11 protein-coding genes are annotated in these 16942 nt (G+C 60.9%); 2 read left to right on the top strand and 9 right to left on the bottom strand.

What is annotated here, in order from left to right:
- Window positions 1-5: 5 nt before the first annotated feature.
- The 7 genes from J7E36_RS17725 to J7E36_RS17695 form a co-directional block, all read right to left on the bottom strand.
- On the bottom strand, window positions 6-377 hold the full coding sequence (locus J7E36_RS17725) for a Na+/H+ antiporter subunit G (RefSeq protein WP_215005485.1): 372 nt from the start codon (window positions 375-377) through the stop codon (window positions 6-8).
- Complete coding sequence (locus J7E36_RS17720) at window positions 374-652, bottom strand: K+/H+ antiporter subunit F (RefSeq protein WP_215005481.1); 279 nt, start codon at window positions 650-652, stop codon at window positions 374-376. Before J7E36_RS17720 ends, J7E36_RS17725 begins: the two co-directional genes overlap by 4 nt.
- Window positions 649-1137: a Na+/H+ antiporter subunit E gene (locus tag J7E36_RS17715; protein WP_215005478.1), complete on the bottom strand. Its 489-nt coding sequence runs from the start codon at window positions 1135-1137 to the stop codon at window positions 649-651. The genes J7E36_RS17720 and J7E36_RS17715 overlap by 4 nt, the downstream gene beginning before the upstream one ends.
- The gene (locus J7E36_RS17710; RefSeq protein WP_215005475.1) at window positions 1134-2819 is read right to left on the bottom strand and encodes a monovalent cation/H+ antiporter subunit D; all 1686 of its coding nucleotides are present in this window, start codon (window positions 2817-2819) and stop codon (window positions 1134-1136) included. Before J7E36_RS17710 ends, J7E36_RS17715 begins: the two co-directional genes overlap by 4 nt.
- The gene (locus J7E36_RS17705) at window positions 2816-3160 is read right to left on the bottom strand and encodes a Na+/H+ antiporter subunit C (protein ID WP_215005472.1); all 345 of its coding nucleotides are present in this window, start codon (window positions 3158-3160) and stop codon (window positions 2816-2818) included. The genes J7E36_RS17710 and J7E36_RS17705 overlap by 4 nt, the downstream gene beginning before the upstream one ends.
- Window positions 3160-6081, bottom strand: a complete 2922-nt coding sequence (locus tag J7E36_RS17700; RefSeq protein ID WP_215005469.1) for a monovalent cation/H+ antiporter subunit A — start codon at window positions 6079-6081, stop codon at window positions 3160-3162. Before J7E36_RS17700 ends, J7E36_RS17705 begins: the two co-directional genes overlap by 1 nt.
- 130 nt (window positions 6082-6211) lie before the next feature.
- Window positions 6212-7234 carry a DMT family transporter gene (locus J7E36_RS17695; protein WP_215005466.1) on the bottom strand — a complete coding sequence of 341 codons (1023 nt, stop codon included), beginning with the start codon at window positions 7232-7234 and terminating at the stop codon, window positions 6212-6214.
- On the opposite strand from J7E36_RS17695, the gene J7E36_RS17690 reads away from it, so the two are divergent.
- Both J7E36_RS17690 and J7E36_RS17685 read left to right on the top strand, forming a co-directional pair.
- Window positions 7229-7792: a helix-turn-helix domain-containing protein gene (locus J7E36_RS17690; RefSeq protein WP_215005463.1), complete on the top strand. Its 564-nt coding sequence runs from the start codon at window positions 7229-7231 to the stop codon at window positions 7790-7792. The genes J7E36_RS17695 and J7E36_RS17690 overlap by 6 nt on opposite strands.
- Before the next feature lie 17 nt (window positions 7793-7809).
- On the top strand, window positions 7810-9237 hold the full coding sequence (locus J7E36_RS17685; RefSeq protein ID WP_215005460.1) for an FAD/NAD(P)-binding protein: 1428 nt from the start codon (window positions 7810-7812) through the stop codon (window positions 9235-9237).
- A gap of 150 nt (window positions 9238-9387) precedes the next feature.
- On the opposite strand, the gene J7E36_RS17680 is transcribed toward J7E36_RS17685, so the two are convergent.
- Window positions 9388-12201 (bottom strand): RHS repeat domain-containing protein, encoded by a 2814-nt coding sequence (locus tag J7E36_RS17680; protein ID WP_231286521.1) that lies wholly within the window; start codon window positions 12199-12201, stop codon window positions 9388-9390.
- Window positions 12201-16931: a neuraminidase-like domain-containing protein gene (locus J7E36_RS17675; RefSeq protein WP_215005458.1), complete on the bottom strand. Its 4731-nt coding sequence runs from the start codon at window positions 16929-16931 to the stop codon at window positions 12201-12203. The genes J7E36_RS17680 and J7E36_RS17675 overlap by 1 nt, the downstream gene beginning before the upstream one ends.
- Between the last annotated feature and the right edge of the window lie 11 nt (window positions 16932-16942).

Below are 16942 nucleotides of genomic sequence, written 5' to 3'. Positions count from 1 at the left end.
GTCACTCAGTCATCCGGCGTGTCGCAGTCGTGCCTGCGACTGCTCACTTCCGCCGGCACATCATCCCCCGCCATGCGCTTGCGAAACAGCGCCGCCCGGGCCAGCAGCAAGGTGGTCACCGGTACGGTGATGGACAGCAGGATCGGGATCAGCCAGGCGTGCAACACCGGTGCGGACTTGAGCGCGGAAAAGTACAGGATCGAGGCCAGGGCCACGCACCAGGCACCCAGGGTGGACGCCAGGGCCGGTGGGTGCATGCGCTGGAAATAGTCCTTCAGCCGCACCAGGCCGATGGCCCCGGCCAGGGCGAACAGGCTGCTGAGCACCAGCAGGATCGCCACCGGAATTTCCACCCACATCAACAATTCGCCGGTCATTCGATCACCTCGCCACGCAGCAGGAACTTGGCCAGGGCAAACGAGCCGACAAAGCCGAACAGGGCGATCAGCAGCGCCGCCTCGAAATAGGTGTCACTGGCATAACGCACGCCTAGCACCAGCATCATCAGCATCGCCAGGATGTACAGGTAGTCCAGGGCCAGTACCCGATCCTGCGCCGACGGCCCCTTGAACAGCCGCAGCAGGGTCAGCGCCATCGCCAGGGCGAACAGTAACAGGCTCAAAACAATCGCGTTGGACAGCAGCGGGCTCATTGGAAAATCTCCATCAAGGGGCGCTCGTAGGTGGCCTTGAAATGGGCGATGAATGCCGCTTCGTCGTCCAGATCGAACACATGCAGGAGCAGGATGTTGCGATCCAGCGCCAGTTCCGACCAGACCGTTCCCGGCACCACGGTGGTGATCATCGACAGCGCGGCCAGGCCGTTGGCATCGTTCAGGTCCAGCGGCACCTTGACGAACCGCGAGCGCGGCGGGCGGCGACTGGCGTTCAGCACGCCCCAGGCCACTGCCAGGTTGGAGGCGACCACGTCGCGGCCCACCCGCAGAAACAGGCGCAGCACTGCCCACGGCCGGCGGATGCGGATCGGGCGCGGTCGCAACGGGCGCAGCATCAACGGTGCCAGGAAGCCCAGCGCGGCCCCCAGCAGCAGATGGCCGGCGCTGAGCGATACGTTCAACACCAGCCACAGCAGCCAGAGTGCCAGGGACAACCACGGTGCGGGAAACAGTCGCTTCATGGCTGAGCCTCCTGCAAGGCGGCGCTGGCTTCAGGGTTGGGAATGGCGCGGGTGGCGAGCACTGACATCACATAATGTTCCGGGTTATTCAGCGCATCGGCGGCGGACTGGGTATAGCGCAACAACGGCTCGGCCTTGAAGGTCAACGCAATGCCCAGGCCCAGCAGCACGATGATCGGCAGGCATTCGAAGGGCCGCAGCAACGGCGAGGGTCGCTCTTGCGGTGTCCAGAAGCGCTGGATGCCCAGGCGTGAGAAAGCAATCAGCGAAGCCAGCCCGGACAGGACCAGCAGCGCCAACAAAACCCACGCCTGGTTTGACACCGGCACCCCGGCACTCGCCCCGAGGCCCTGGGGATTGAGCAAGGCACTCAGCAGGCCCAGCTTGCCGATGAACCCGGACAGCGGCGGCATGCCGATAATCAGCAGCGCGCAGAAAATGAAACTCAAGCCGAGGAAGGCCATGGTCCAGGGAATCACTTGCCCGACCACGGCTTTCTGTTCGTCGTCGAGGTTGATGCCCTTGGGTGGCTGCAGGGATTCCAGCGGCCGCGGCAAACTGTCGAAGTCGTCGTCCAGCGCCAATTCATTGGCCGAGCGCGAGCGTTCGATCAACTCCGCCAGCATGAACAGCGCGCAGAGCGCCAGGGTCGAACTCACCAGGTAAAACAGCGCCGCGCCCACCAGGTTGGGCTGGGCGAAGCCAATGGCCGACAACAGGATACCGGCCGAGACCAGGATGCTCAGGCTGGCCATGCGCTCCAGGCGCTGGGCCGCGAGAATGGCGATGGCGGCGCAGACGATGGTCGCCATGCCGCCGTAGACCAGCCAGTCGGCGCCGAAGTACGCGGAGGCGCCGGCCTGGCCGGAGAACAACAGCGTCCACAGGCGCAGGATCGTGTAGACACCGACCTTGGTCATGATCGCGAACAGCGCGGCCACTGGCGCGCTGGCGGCACTATAGGCCGGCACCAGCCAGAAATTCAGCGGCCACATGCCAGCCTTGGCCAGGAACGCCACCGCGAGGATGCCCGCCCCGGCGTGCAGCAGGCCCCGGTCGGCCTCCGGAACCAGCGGCACCTTCAAGGCCAGGTCGGCCATGTTCAAGGTGCCGGTGACGCCATAGATCAGCGCCGCGCCGATCAGAAACAGCGACGAGGCCACCAGGTTGATGGAAATGTAATGCAGCCCCGACGACACCCGCGCCCGGCCCGAGCCGTGCAACAGCAAACCGTAGGAGGCTGCCAGCAGCACTTCGAAAAACACGAACAGATTGAACAGATCACCGGTCAGGAAGGCCCCGTAGAGGCCCATCAACTGGATCTGGAACAAGGCATGGAAACTTGCCCCGGCAGCGTGCCAGCGCGCGGTGGCGAACAGCAGGGCGCTGACGCCGATGATGCCGGTCAACACCAGCATCAGTGCCGACAGGCGATCGACCACCAGAACGATGCCGAACGGCGCCTGCCAGTTGCCGGGCAGGTACACGCCAATGGACGCGGGCAGCGCCTGGTCCTGGGTCCAGAGCAGCAACAGCACCGCGATGCCCAGGCCGAGCAGGCTGGAGCACAGGTTGATCCGCGCCTTGAGCGGGCGGTGTTTCTCGCCGAGCAGCAGCATCACCGCAGCGGTCAGCAGCGGCAGCAGGATGGGGGCGGCGATCAGATGCGGCGTCAACATCATTCCCGAGGCTCCCGACCGTCCACATGGTCGGTGCCGGTCAGGCCCCGCGACGCCAGCAGCACCACCAGGAACAGCGCGGTCATGGCAAAGCTGATGACGATGGCCGTCAGCACCAGGGCCTGGGGCAGCGGATCGGTGTAGTGCAACAGGTCCTGGGCCACGCCGTCCTTGATGATCGGCTCCCTGCCGATGAACAGGCTGCCCATGCTGAAGATGAACAGGTTCACGCCGTAGGACAGCAGGCACAGGCCCATGACCACCTGGAAGGTCCGGGGCCGCAGCACCAGCCAGACACCGGAGGCGGCCAGGACGCCGATTGCGATTGCGATGACTTCTTCCATCAGGCAGTGGCTCCTTTGAGGGGGGCGGCTTTGGCCTGCAGGCCCGGTTTGTGCGCCCGTACCGACTGGTGAGCCAGGGCGGTCAGGATCAACAGGGTCGAGCCGACCACCACGGCGTAGACGCCGATGTCGAAGAACAGCGCGCTGGCCAGGTGAATATCACCCAGCAACGGCAGCTTGAAATGCCAGGTGTGGGTGGTCAGGAACGGATAACCCACGGCCATTGCCCCCAGGCCCGTGGCGGTGGCAAACAACAGCCCGGTGCCCATCCAGCGCAGCGGCCGCAGGCTCATCTGGGCCTCGACCCACTGGGTACCGGCCACCATGTACTGGAGAATGAACGCCACCGACATCACCAACCCGGCCACGAAGCCGCCACCCGGTTGGTTGTGGCCGCGCATGAACAGGTAGAACGAAACCACCAGGGCAATCGGCAGCAGCAGGCGCACCAGCACCGACGGCACCATCATGAAGCCCAGCGCGGTGTCGCTGGCATGACGCGGGTTGACCAGATCGGTGACCACGTCTGGCGCGAGCAAGCGCTGTTGCGCCGGCAGCTGCATGCTTTCCTTCGGGGGGCGGAAGCGGCGCAGGAGAGCGAACACCGCCAGGGCCACCGCCACCAGCACGGTGATCTCCCCCAGGGTGTCGAAACCGCGGAAATCCACCAGCATCACGTTCACCACATTGCTGCCGCCGCCTTCGGGCAGGGCGCGGCTGAGGTAGAACGAAGAAATATCGTTGGGCGTCTGGCGGGTCAGCATGGCGTAGGCCAGCAGCGCCATGCCGCCGCCTACCGCGATGGACAACAGCAAGTCCCGCAGACGACGGGCGCGCGCACGTCGTTCACTGTTGGGGCGCGGCAATGCGTCCTCGATCCGCCGTGGCAGCCAACGCAGGCCCAGCAGGATCAGCACCGTGGTCACCACTTCCACCACCAATTGCGTCAAGGCCAGGTCGGGGGCGGAGAACCAGACGAAGGTCACGCAGGTCATCAGCCCGCAGACGCTGACCATGGTCAGGGCCGCCAGCCGGTGGTACTTGGCCTGCCAGGCTGCGCCCAGGGCACAAGCGATTGCCAGCAGCCAGAGGATGACGAACACGCTGGAGCCGGGGATTTTCGGCCGATCGCCCCAGGCCAGCGAGTTGTGCAGCATCGGGATCAGCCCGGCCAGCACGGCGGCGAGTACCAGCCAGAACAACTGGGCTTGCTGGCGCCGGGTGCTGATCAGACGCTCCACCCGCCGGCTCTGACGCATCATCAGCACCAGGCAGCGCTCGAACAAGCGCTTGCCGCTGAGCCGGCCTATGAACGGCGGGTGCTTGATGTGCCCTTGCTTGAACTGATTGCGCAGCAGCAGGTACAGCACGATGCCGCCGGACATCGCCACCAGGCTCATGATCATCGGCGCATTGAGACCGTGCCAGATCGCCAGGCTGTACTCGGGCAGCGTGCCGCCCACCACCGGCAACGCAGCGGCCGCCAGCAGAGAGCCGACCACCTGGGCCGGGAAAATTCCCACCAGCAGGCAGGTGAACACCAACAGTTCCACCGGTGCGCGCATCCAGCGCGGTGGCTCGTGGGGCGTGTGGGGCAGGTCGGTGGCGGTAGGGCCGAAGAACACGTCCACGGTGAAGCGCAGGGAATACGCCACGCTGAAGGTCCCGGCGATGGTGGCGATGATCGGCAGGGCCAACTCGACCCAGGCGGTGGCGGAGATGAACACGGTCTCGGCGAAAAACATTTCCTTGGACAGGAACCCGTTGAGCAGCGGCACCCCGGCCATCGCCGCACTGGCCACCATCGCCAGGGTCGCGGTGAACGGAATCAGCCGGACCAGGCCACTGAGCTTGCGGATGTCGCGGGTGCCGCTCTCGTGGTCGATGATCCCGGCCGCCATGAACAGCGAGGCCTTGAAGGTGGCGTGGTTGAGGATATGAAACACCGCCGCCACTGCCGCCAGCGGACTGTTGAGGCCCAGCAACAGGGTGATCAGCCCGAGGTGGCTGATGGTGGAGTAGGCCAGCAGGCCCTTGAGGTCGTTCTGGAACATCGCGCAGTAAGCGCCCAGCAGCAAGGTGCAAGCGCCCGCGCCACCGACGATGTAGAACCATTGTTCACTGCCCGACAGCGACGGCCACAGCCGCGCCAGCAGGAACACCCCGGCCTTGACCATGGTCGCCGAGTGCAGGTATGCCGACACCGGCGTCGGCGCGGCCATAGCGTGGGGCAGCCAGAAGTGGAAGGGAAACTGGGCGCTTTTGCTCAAGGCGCCGATCAGAATCAACGTCAATAGGATGGGGTAGAGGGCATGGGCTCGGATCAGCTCGCCGGCGGCCAGGACCTTGTCCAGGTCATAGCTGCCCACCACATGGCCGAGCAGCATCACCCCGGCCAACAGGCACAGCCCGCCGGCCCCGGTCACCATCAAGGCCATGTAGGCGCCACGCCTGGCATCGGCGCGGTGGTGCCAATAGCCGATCAGCAGGAACGAGAACAGGCTGGTCAGTTCCCAGAAGAACACCATCTGGATCAGGTTGCCGGAGATCACCAGCCCGAGCATGGCGCCCATGAACGCCAGGAAAAACGCAAAGAAGCGCGGCACCGGGTCGTCCGGCGACATGTAGTAACGAGCGTACAACGACACCAGCGTGCCGATGCCCAGCACCAGCAACGAAAACAGCCAGGCAAAGCCGTCCAGGCGCAGGACGAAATCCAGGCCCAGGCTCGGCAGCCACGAATAGGTTTCACGAATCACGCCACCATCGGCGATCTGCGGGTACAGCAAAGCCACCTGAACGGTGCCGACCAGGGCCAAAAGGCCCGCCAGCAGCGATTCGGCGTTACGGGCGTTATGCGGCAGCAGCGCCGCGACACAGCTGCCGATGAAGGGTAAAAGCAATAGAACTATCAGTGACATAGGCTTCTATTCGGCGGTAGGTTCTCAAGGATCATACGTGCACAGTCCCGGATCACCAACCGCGAGGGTGTCGCAGAATCCTACAAGATAGGTGGAGTTTTCCGACTTTGCCGACTATCAGAGGATAGCTTCAACCCTCTCGCTCCAGCCCTTCATCCGCCTCAACGGCGGTTTTGCCCCGGGTTTTCAGCTCGCTGACAACCACCGCTGCCACGATCAAGGCCGCGCCGAACAAGGCAATCGCCGGCAGCCGCTCGCCCGCCAGCCGCCCGGCAATGCCGGCCCACAACGGTTCGCCGGCATAGATCAGCGTGGCGCGGGTGGGCGAGACGCTTTTCTGCGCCCAGTTCATTGCTACCTGGATCGCTGCGCTGGCGGCGCCCAGACCGACGGCGCTGGCGAGCAGCAGCCAGGAAAACCCCGGGAGCGTTTCCCGGGTCGGCACCACCATCAGAAACGCCAGCACCGCCGTGCTTGCCAGTTGCACCACGGTCACCCGGCGGACGTCGACCTGGCCGGCATAAGCGCTGATGAGGATGATTTCGGCGGCAATCGCGATGGCGCTGATCAGCGTGGCGATCTCGCCGGCACTGAAATTCAACGAGGCCCCGGCCGGGCCCGAGACCAGCATCAACCCGGTGAACGCGAGCATGATGCCGAGGCTGGGCATCAAGCCCGGCCGCCGGCCCAGCACCAGCCATTGCAACAGCGGCACGAAGGGTACGTAGAGCGCGGTGATGAACGCCGACTGGCTGCTGGGGATGGTTTGCAGGCCGACGGTTTGCAGGCCGTAACCGAGCATGATCGCCACGCCAATGAAGGCGCCGGCCTTGAGTTCGAAGAGGGTCAGGTCCCGAAGCTGACGCCAGGAGAACAGCGCTACAAACGCGGCTGCCGCAGCAAAGCGCAAGCCGACAAAAAACATCGGCCCGCTGACGGTCATGGCGTGCTGCACCAGCAAGAACGTCCCGCCCCAGATCATGGTGATCAGCACCAGCACGCATTCAGCCTTGCTGAACCGCGAGAAACGGGAAGAAGCTTGAGGGGAGTTCACCGATGCCATGACCTTGCGCGCCACTTGAGGCGGACGCACAATGCGTCCGCAGTTGGGCAGTATAATGCGCAGCCCCACCACGTGAGCAATATAGTGCACAAAGAATCCGGCCAGCGGGCGTCTGTCCTGCAACACGTCAGCCAGAACGTCCGTCGCCTGCGCCATGCCGCGCAGCTCAGCCAGACCGCGTTGGCGGAACGCTCCGGGGTCAGCCGGCGCATGCTCGTGGCAATCGAGGCGGGCGAGAAGAATGTCAGCCTGACCACCCTGGACCGCGTCGCCGAAGCCCTCGATGTGGCCTTCAGCGACCTGATTCAAGCCCCGGACGCCCGTGACCCCAGCCGTATCAACGAACTGGCCTGGGCCGGCACCATTCCCGGCAGCAAAGCCGTGTTGCTGGCCAAAGCCACCGCCAGCCGCGAAGTCGAACTCTGGGAATGGCGCCTGGAGCCCGGCGAGCATTACCATTCGGAACCCGACGCCGATGGCTGGAGCGAGCAGCTCTATGTCTTCGAGGGCTGCCTGACCCTGTTGTTGGGCGACGAAGAGCGGCGGATCAGCGCCGGTGAGTTTTTCATGTTCGCCAGCAACCAGCCCCACGCCTATCGCAATGATGGCCCGGTGGCGGTGCGGTTTGTACGCAATGTGGTGATTTGATTCCTTGGGAGAGCGGTATGGACACAGCGCCGGAGCAACATGCGGATATCCTGATTATCGGCGGTGGCCTGAGCGGTGCGCTGCTGGCGGTGCAATTGCTGCGCCTGCCGGGCCGGCGCAAGGTGCTGATCATCGAGCCGCGCGGCGAACTCGGCCGGGGCGAGGCCTACAGCGCCGTGGAGCTGGGCCACACGTTGAACGGCAACGCGGCGCGGATGAGCGTCGATCCGGACAATGCCGATGACCTGACCCAATGGCTCACCGCATTCATCGAGGCCGGCGGTTGGCCTGAATCGGACCAGCAACACGTGCCGGTCAGCGAGCTGTTTCCACCTCGCGGGATGTTTGGCCTGTATGTGCAACAGCGCCTGGCCGAAGCTCGCGCATTGGGCGCACAAAACGGTTCAACCGCTGAACACGTGCGCGGGGAGGCCGTGGATTTGCGGCTTGCCGACGATACCGTGGTGGTCACGCTGGACGATGGCCAAGTCTTGCATGGCGGTTTCGCGGTGCTGGCCACCGGCATGTTCCCGGCGGCGCGAACCCCCCAGACCGAATCCAGCGGCTTGAATGCCGCGGCCCTGGACCCCTGGGATATGGCCGCGATGCGCCAGCTCGATCCGCAGTCCACGGTGCTGATCATCGGCTCGGGGCTGACCATGGTCGATGCCGTGGTGTCGTTGGAGCAGGCCGGGCACCGTGGGCCGATCGAAGTGTTTTCCCGCCATGGCTTGCTGCCCCATGTGCGGCGCCAACCGCCCGCGTGGGTGGATTTCCTCGGCGAGGATCACAGCTTGCGTTCGCCGCGCCAGTTAATGCGGGCCTTGCGTGAGCAATGCCGTCTGGCCCACGCCCAGGGGATCGATTGGCAAGCGCCGCTGGACACGGTGCGTGCCCATATCGGGCGTTTGTGGAGCCAGGCCAGCGATGTGCAGCGTCGGCAGTTCGTGCAGCATGTGCGGCCGTGGTGGGAGAGCCATCACCATCGTTCTCCGCCGTTGAGTGCCGAGCTGGTGGCGCGTTTGCATGAAGAAGGGCGGTTGCGGATACAGGCGGCTTCGTTCAAGGGGTTGGTGTCGTCTGCCAACGGGGCCGTGGGGATTCGCATCCGCCGGCGGGGCGAGGCTGGGGTGACGGTGGTGCAGGGCGCTGCGTTGATTAACTCCAGCGGCATCGAATATGACTGGCGACGTGTGGCGCGACCGTTGCCGCAACAATTGCTGGCCCGGGGCCTGATCCGGCCCGGCCCGCTGGCCCTGGGCATCGCCGCAAGGCCCGACGGCGCGGTGCTCGACGCCCGAGGCGAACCCGCCGAGCGCCTGTTCGCCATGGGCCCGCCGTTGCGGGGGATCTGGTGGGAAAGTACGGCTGTGACTGATGTGGCGAGTCAGGCGAAGGCGTTGGCGGGGCGGTTGGTTGAGTTGCAAACCCAGTATCCAGGCTGAGGACTTTTTCCTTGTGGCGAGTGGACGGCCGTCCCTCCTCGGTCTGCTGTCGACGGGCAACAACCAACGGTCGATAACCAATAGCATTGCCCGCTCCTACGAAGCTTCTTAATTTCCCGCAAACAGCTGCAGGGGACAGAACTTAAGAAACTAGAATGTTAAATAACCACGCAATCCGAAGGTGCGATTTAGTTGTTCTTGATTCATATTTCTGTAATCGATGAATAGATTGCTGGGCAAAAGAAGCTGAACAGCAGGTATAAGGTTTGTTTGGTGTAGATCGTACGGTGGCGTATAGTGACCGCTACCATTATTCCAAGATTCAAGTTTGCCTTGGTCAAGAATAATATGCCCAGCATAAAGAACGTCTTCCCTGCGTGAAATAGAGGTGTGCCCATGAACTCGGAATTGTTCTTCTGTTGTTGTGGAGCCTAGGGAAGCAGCCGAGTAGATACGTCCGGGATCGTCAGCAAGAATAACGTAAATGAACGACCCATGCGGAGCAGGCACTTCCTTTGTTTCCGGTGTGGTTGGCAAGAAGTGGTAATTATCTGTTGAGTCTCGTTGTAATTCTAATACCTGGTTTGGCCTAGCCTCTATCTGCTCCATAGGGTTGACTACTTTTAGAGGTGTCATGGCCAAGCGACTTTTGAAAATACTATTTAGGTTGCTCAAATGAGCATCGCTCAGCTGTTGCGACTGCGCGACTTTTGTATTTAAGTCACTCACTAGTAGTTGTCTGCTTTGTAAAGCAGGTATCACCGATACCCTGCTCGGGCCTGACGACTGGCCACTATTCAAACCTTCGAGTAGGGCGGAGCCTGGGCTGTCGGGGGGTGTTGAGGACGGTCGGGAAGGAGCAACAGGGGGAACGTCCAATGTCGACAGAGGCCGGGAAGAAGCAACTGGTGGGGCACCTGATCTCGACGAAGGGCGGGATGGAATGACTGGGAACCTCCGCTGCATCAGCCCCCCAACATCCACGAACGCGAGTGGATTGTTAGAGACCATTCGATAAAGATTCAACCCTTCCATAATTCCAATCGGATCTGGATTAACCCACCGCTGCAACCAACTCGCGTAATACCTGAACCCATAATAATAAAGCCCCGTCGCATCACGCTCTTTCCCTGAATAACGCACCGTCTTGTAACTGGCCTCCACCTCGCTGCGCCCGGCAAACCAAGCCGTGCCACCAAACGGATGATAAGTTTCCTGGCTGATCACCTCGGCATCGCTGTCCAACTCCAAGCTGCTGGAACCTAGATGGTCGGTCAGGTTGTAGCGATATTGATCGTTGCTGATTCCGGAAGGGGGTGCCGTTTCCCAGTGCAGCACTTGCATGGTGCTACGTCCGGCCTGGACGCAGATCACCTGCAACACTTCGCCAGAGCCTTCATGGGTACGAATTTCCAGGCCCGGCAAATAGCGGACCTCTGACACCAATGAACGAGCATTGGTCTGGGTAGATCGAACTTTGCGCCGTCGCTGACCATCGCCGTCGTAAAGATATAACTCGCTATCATCGTCAGCACTTTCACGCTCAACCGGTCGCACCTCGCGCAACTGATTGCGCAGATCCCAGCTCATCGCCTGTCCCGGTTGCAGTACCAGCAGATTGCCGTTGCCGTCAAAAGCGGCGGCAATGTCCTCTTCGGTCGGTGGCCGGTCATCCAGGTCAGCCAGGCAACGGTTGCTATAGCGCGCGGCCGTCAGTTTGCGGCTATGGCTTTGCGGGCCGGTATGGACCAGTTCCAGCAGGTTGCCACCCGTGTCGTAATGGTAAGTTTGCTGATAGTTGGCGACTGCGCGAGGATCCTCGAAGCGGTCGAATTGCGGTCCTCGACTGACGCTCCCGGCTTCCCAGCCGGTTGCCTTGATCAACTGATAGAGGCTGTCATGGTCAAAACAGTTGATCGGTTCCACCCGCTGGTTGGCGAAGTAGCGAATCGGCAAGGCGGCGTCTTCGATGCTCAGGACATTGCCCACCGGATCGTAGGCATAGCGAAGATCCTGCAGAGGGGCCTCGGCGTCGCGTCCGGCGCGGAGCCGCAGGAGGCGTCCGTCCTCGGCGCGGTAAGTGAGGGTGCTGACAACGCCGTTACCGGCCGTTTCCTGTTCGACCTGGCCATAGGCGTTGTAGGCGATGTCACTGACCAACGTCCGGGACGTCGCCTGGCCGCTCAGTTGCAGATGGCTCGCGAGCAACAAGCCATCGACGGTGTAATCGAACAGTTGCCGATTGCCCTTGGCATCGGTTTGTTCCAGTACGTCGCCCAGCGGGTTGAAATGCGTTGCACTGGTGGCCGCCTGCGCCACCGACTCCAGCAGCGCGTCGCGTTCAGACAGTGCCTGCGGCCAATCCGGCGTTTCCAAAGAGCGCAAAAAGCGCTGGGTCTGCTCGAGCACGCCCCCGATCAGCGCGTATTCGTCCAGTGTCTGAGTGCCTGCGGGATCATCGTGTCGGAGCACTTGCCCGCATTGATTGTGGGTGGCGAAATCGGCGCTGGCATCCGCGTATTCATAACGTTCGGTGCAACGCGAGGCTTGGCCTTTGCCCTGTTCGTAAACGGCCAGTGGACGCAGCAGATCGTCGTATTCGACCCGTCGCTCAGTCTCCCGGCTGTCCCAGGTTTGGATCAGTTGATCGCCATCGCCGAACAGGCTGATTCGTTCACCGGCATCGACACTCGTCGTGCCCAGTACCTTGCCTGACAGTGAATGACGGTTGGTCAGATTGGCCGGTGTTGCGGGCACCGTGGCACCCATCGCCCAAAGACGAGGGTCCCATTGTTCGATCAGACGACCTATCGCGTCATAGGCACTGCGGTTGATCCGTTCTTCAGGTTGCGCCGCTTCGACGGAACGGCAATAAGCGATCGAGCGCACCGGCAGCCCACGGGGAGCAATGACTGTCAGTGTGGGTGTGTGAGTATGGATATGCTCGGTTCCTACGCTGTTCATCACCTATCCTGATGCAGTTGAAGCATGCTCTGCACTGGCTCTTGTTGTTCCACATACGTCACCAGCGGCTCGACCTGGGCAGCAAATGCCTGGCCACCATCCACCGCCAGATAACGCACCTGCAGAATAATGTCGGTCAACGAATTGAAGACTTCTTGTTGATGCGCTGAGAGATGTCGAGGAAAACTCAGCATCCAACTCGACACGGCACCCGTTCCCTCGAAGGGCAGGTAGCGCTCATCGTCGAAGCTCAGGGTGAACAATCCATGATCATCCAGGCCGCTGGACAAGCCGACTTGCTGGCTTAGCCTTGGATTGAACACGATGGACCGCCGATCGAGTTCGATATCGCTGTCCGCTGCCAGCTCATTGGCATCGCTGTAGAGGCTGGCCACGCCACCCAACGAGGGCTTCAACAGGGTGCTGCTGCGCGTTTGTATCAGAGTGGCATGGATATCCTGATACGGCCCCAGCACCACGGGGAACGACAGGGCCACACTCACCAGTTGGCGTAGGTAATGGCCGGGATAATCCTTGTCGAACAGCGAGCTGTTCAGTTGGAAAGGGATCTCGCCACGCTCCCTGAGCTGGTCGAGGGCGGCCTCCCAACCGACCGCCCTGGGTGCCGTGCTATCGAGCATGGCGTTGGGGTCGTAATCCTTGAGCAAGTCTTTCAGGGAAATGGTCTTGATCAGTTCCAGGCGGCGTTCATGGCGGTTGAGAAAAGCCGACTCCATGCGCAACAAGCCCAGCTTCAACGCTTCCCCGGCGTTCAGGCCGTGGCGGTTGTCGGCCCAGGCATCATGGGGAATGAAGCGCGTGTCATGATCGCCCAGCTCATATTGCCAACCGGCTTCGGTGGCCAGGCACATCGACAACACGGCGTCATAGGCTTGGAAATACAGCGTCGACATCTGGCCAAGTAGCCATTGGTAAAGTCCCGGGCCAGTAGAGCGGTGCTTTAGGAAGTCGTAGTAGATTTGCGCCTGTTCGCGGGCTTTTTCGGCCTGACTCAAACCGGTGGTGGCAGAGTTGATGACGAACTCCTGAGTTTTAAGCTGTTCGTGGAGGACGTCGGTTTCAGCCTTGGCTTGTTCGATCATGAAGTCCCATTCTTCGCGGCGACGGCGATACTGCTCACTACGTGTTCGCCGCTCTACGTCGATCATAAGCCCTTTGGACACCACCTCGAATCCTGCCGCGGCCGCAAATGCAAGCGCGGCGGGTTTACGTGGCCCAACAGTCGTTCCCGCCTTATTGAAAAAATTGGAATCAGCCAAATGCCCGGCTGCCGTCGCGGCGGACGACAACGTATTGAGGATTCCCGCAGCCATGTGCTCATCCATGATTCTATTTTCATTGTCGGAGATATCCTCTTCACGCAACCCCTCGTAATAGCGCTGACGAGCACCCACCATAGCCAGGCTTTCGTTCAGAGCGCTCTTACTGCTCTTGGCCTGGTCAATGGCCAGCTCCTGCAAACTCACGGCAAACTCGGAAAGTTCCTGTACATGGGCCTGCAGCAGCTCTTCCTGCTGGGCTCGATCACGCAGTTCCATATAACCGCGCACCTGTTCGCCAAAGCGGATCAGGGTGTCCACGGCGCTCTGCACACGGGGTAGCATGGCTCGGAAGCGGTACGGCGGAATGATCGCCAGGGATCCTAGCCGCCGGGCCCCGCCGCTCTCGCCAGCCAACTGCGCTCGTAACAGGTCGAACGGGTTGGCCGGCGCCTCGTAAAGCGCCAGCAGCAAGGGTTTGCCGTCCAGGGTGAGGTTGTTGCGCAGGCTGCCCAGCCGTAGGTCAAGGTTGCTCCACAGGTCGAGCAGTTGCGTGTTCACCGGCAAGCGAAACCAGGGCGCGTCGATCAGGCGCAACCAGGGATCACCCTGGATATGGCGTGGAATATCCTGGATGAACAGTTCTTGGATTGACGACTCGAATGTGCTGAACAGTGCGCTGTCATAGGCCGCCGCGTCCTCCAGGGACATGGGCTCCCAGCGGCTGATGCTGCGACCTTTGGACAAGGGGCCGAGCAGGGACAAGGCCCGTACATACAGGAGCTTGGCTTCGTTGAGGGCATCGCGTGTCAGTTGTCGGTAAAGCATGTCGCCGCGGGCAATCAGGTTCTGCACGTAGTCGATAAAGATGGCCTTGCGGTAGTGCGAGGGCGCGCTATAGGCAATTGCATCCGGATCGCGCAGGCCACCAAGGCCGAAAAACTGTTCGGCGGGACGATCCGGCTGGGCCAGGGGCCTGACGCACCAATACGGATAGTCCGCGGAGGGGGCGGGGTAGAGCGGTTGAATCCGCGCCAGCGGATTGAAAATGGCGTGGTACCAGGTTTCCGCGCCCAGGTAGTCGAACTCGCTGTGCAAACGTCGTGCGACCAGGTGCGGGGCATGGAAAAACAACTCCCAGAAGTAACGACCGTTGGCACCGTTGAAGTCCACGGGAACCGGTTGCGAGGTACCGGGTACGGGGGGTTCCTGAGTGTGTTGGGTCTCCCAGCTCAGGGCCGCTTCTACCGAGAAGGCCGCTTTGGCGACCAACTCCGCAGCGAACAAGCTGTTCAGCCGAACGTAACGCAGGGCGTCCAATTCCAACGCCTGCAAGTCAAGAAACTGCGCACCCGTCGCCGTGATCGTCACTTTGGGGACGTCACGGAGCGTTGGACTGAGCGTCACCAGAAATCTGTTCCACCCGATTCCAGGGTCGGTACCTTTCGCCACGCCAAAAGGGAACGCATAGAAAGTGCTGAATGCGCCGGTCCAACTTTGTGTGAATACAGGGGTTTTAGCCGCACCGTTTAACGTGAGGGGAATTGCGCCCAGTCGATCTTCCTTATAGACGCCGTCAACTTCATAAGCGTACCAAACGCCAAAGTTTCTCGTGGCAGGACCAAAAATCTCAGCGAACACGTTTGACTTATTAATGAATTTTAAGGTTTTGCCGTCTTCTGGCTCCGGCCCCCAGATAGGCTGAATCCTCGATTCAACTTCAAAAGAAGCACCAGCCTGAGTCTCCTGAGGTGAGAGAGACGGAAAATTTTTCAGCTCCAGCGTTGGAAGGGGAATTTTGTAACGCATCCTTATCATGAGCCATGGATGATAAGGGGTGTTCCACCCCGGACCTAATTGCATACCAAAGGTGTCCTGGTCTATTGAGGCAATTGTTTCCCCATCAAAGCTAAAAACATGACTATGATTCTTTTTCTCCTGAAAAAACTGCACGAAATTAGCGATCTCACACACCGCAAAAAACTGCCCATCCTCGTAAAAAATATTAAAGTAAGCTTCAAGTTGGTACGGAACAGATGCTAGAGCATACCGATTAATGATATAACGATCCTCAACAGACAATGTGATGCCCAGTTTTTCTATGCGCACCACTTCACATACGCCCTGCACCTCAAGCTTGCCTCCCACCAGCTCTTGCTGAGCATTTTTGTTCATGTGCAACGTTGCGGTGAGTTCCAGGTAAGCATTCAAGGCGTCCGGATATTCTGCCGGAGACGGATGATAGTTATGAAGATTGTCACGGTCCCACACCACCGAGCTGACGACCCAGTCAACCTCCGGAGAACCGCTATCGATACCCCGATAAGGAAACTGCAAGCGTGTTGGGTCGTCCCCGTACATCGAACCCGCCACGGCGGACAACTCACTCGCCTCTGCCACCGTCAACAAGATCCGACCGAACAATTCATCATACGCGCGTACCTCCTCATCGGCGCCCAGCTTGAAGGCTACGACCAACCGAGGGGCCGAGGCGAGACGAAGGTCCATGGCCACCGAAAACGCACCCCTGCTGATATAAGTTTCCGCCGCCAACTTGTCGGTCAAGTTGTTTACCGCAGTGCGTTCGGTAAAGAGTGTCGTTGCCGGTGACCATTGATCGTTGAGCTGTTTATAAGCCATCTTGGCCGAATAAAAGTACTTTCCGGTCTTACTGCCGTCATCGCTGACTTCCGGCTGGTCGACTTCGACCCAGACCAGATGCAACCGGTCGCGAATCACCACTGGTCGAACCTGAGTGACGCCCGCCGCAAAAGCGACATCAATGGTTTTCCATTCACTCCAGGCCGCGGGCGAAACATGGGTACTCGAATCGTCCAAGTCAATCGCTGCCTTGCGCCAATAGGGCGCGAAAGGTTCAACGTTTTGCCGACCGACAAAGTAATAATTGGCGCGTCTGAAGTCCGTGCCGTCGATATAGCCCGAGAGCACCTTCAGATTACTGACCAACTCAAACTGACTGAGGTAGTTTTTCAGCGCGGTCTGTACGCTGTCCTCGGTCAGGCGACTTTGCCCCAGGTCGTTCTCCAGAGCCTTGAACTGGCTGGTCTTGCCCAGGCGCAGAGCCGGGTCAATGTAGTTTTCCGGGTAATCTTCGATCATCTGATAGCCGGCCCAGATGCTGTACTGGCTCATGCTTTCGCGCCACAAGCGCAGTTCCTCGGTACTGAACCCATAGGGGTAGCCGGGCTCCATGCCGTTGTAGATGGCGTGGATATACTGTTGCAGGCTGGCGATGCTTTGGGCGACGCGGCTGGTTTCCACCTGGGCGCTGACCTGGTTGTCGATCAGCAGGTATTCGTAGAGGTCCTCGGGGGTGGTCAGGCGCAAAGGGGCTGCCGTATTCGATGACGGCACGATCTGGCCCAGGTAATAGGCGACCAAGGCGTCGCGGCGTTGCTCTTCGAGCTCATGAATAATTCCACTTTTCATTATTAATACCT

Source organism: Pseudomonas fluorescens, from assembly GCF_018614775.1.
In the GTDB taxonomy this organism is placed as follows: Bacteria; Pseudomonadota; Gammaproteobacteria; order Pseudomonadales; family Pseudomonadaceae; genus Aquipseudomonas; species Aquipseudomonas fluorescens_BY.
The sequence above is the reverse complement of the archived record's forward strand: the minus strand, read 5'-3'. Positions and strand labels throughout refer to the sequence as shown.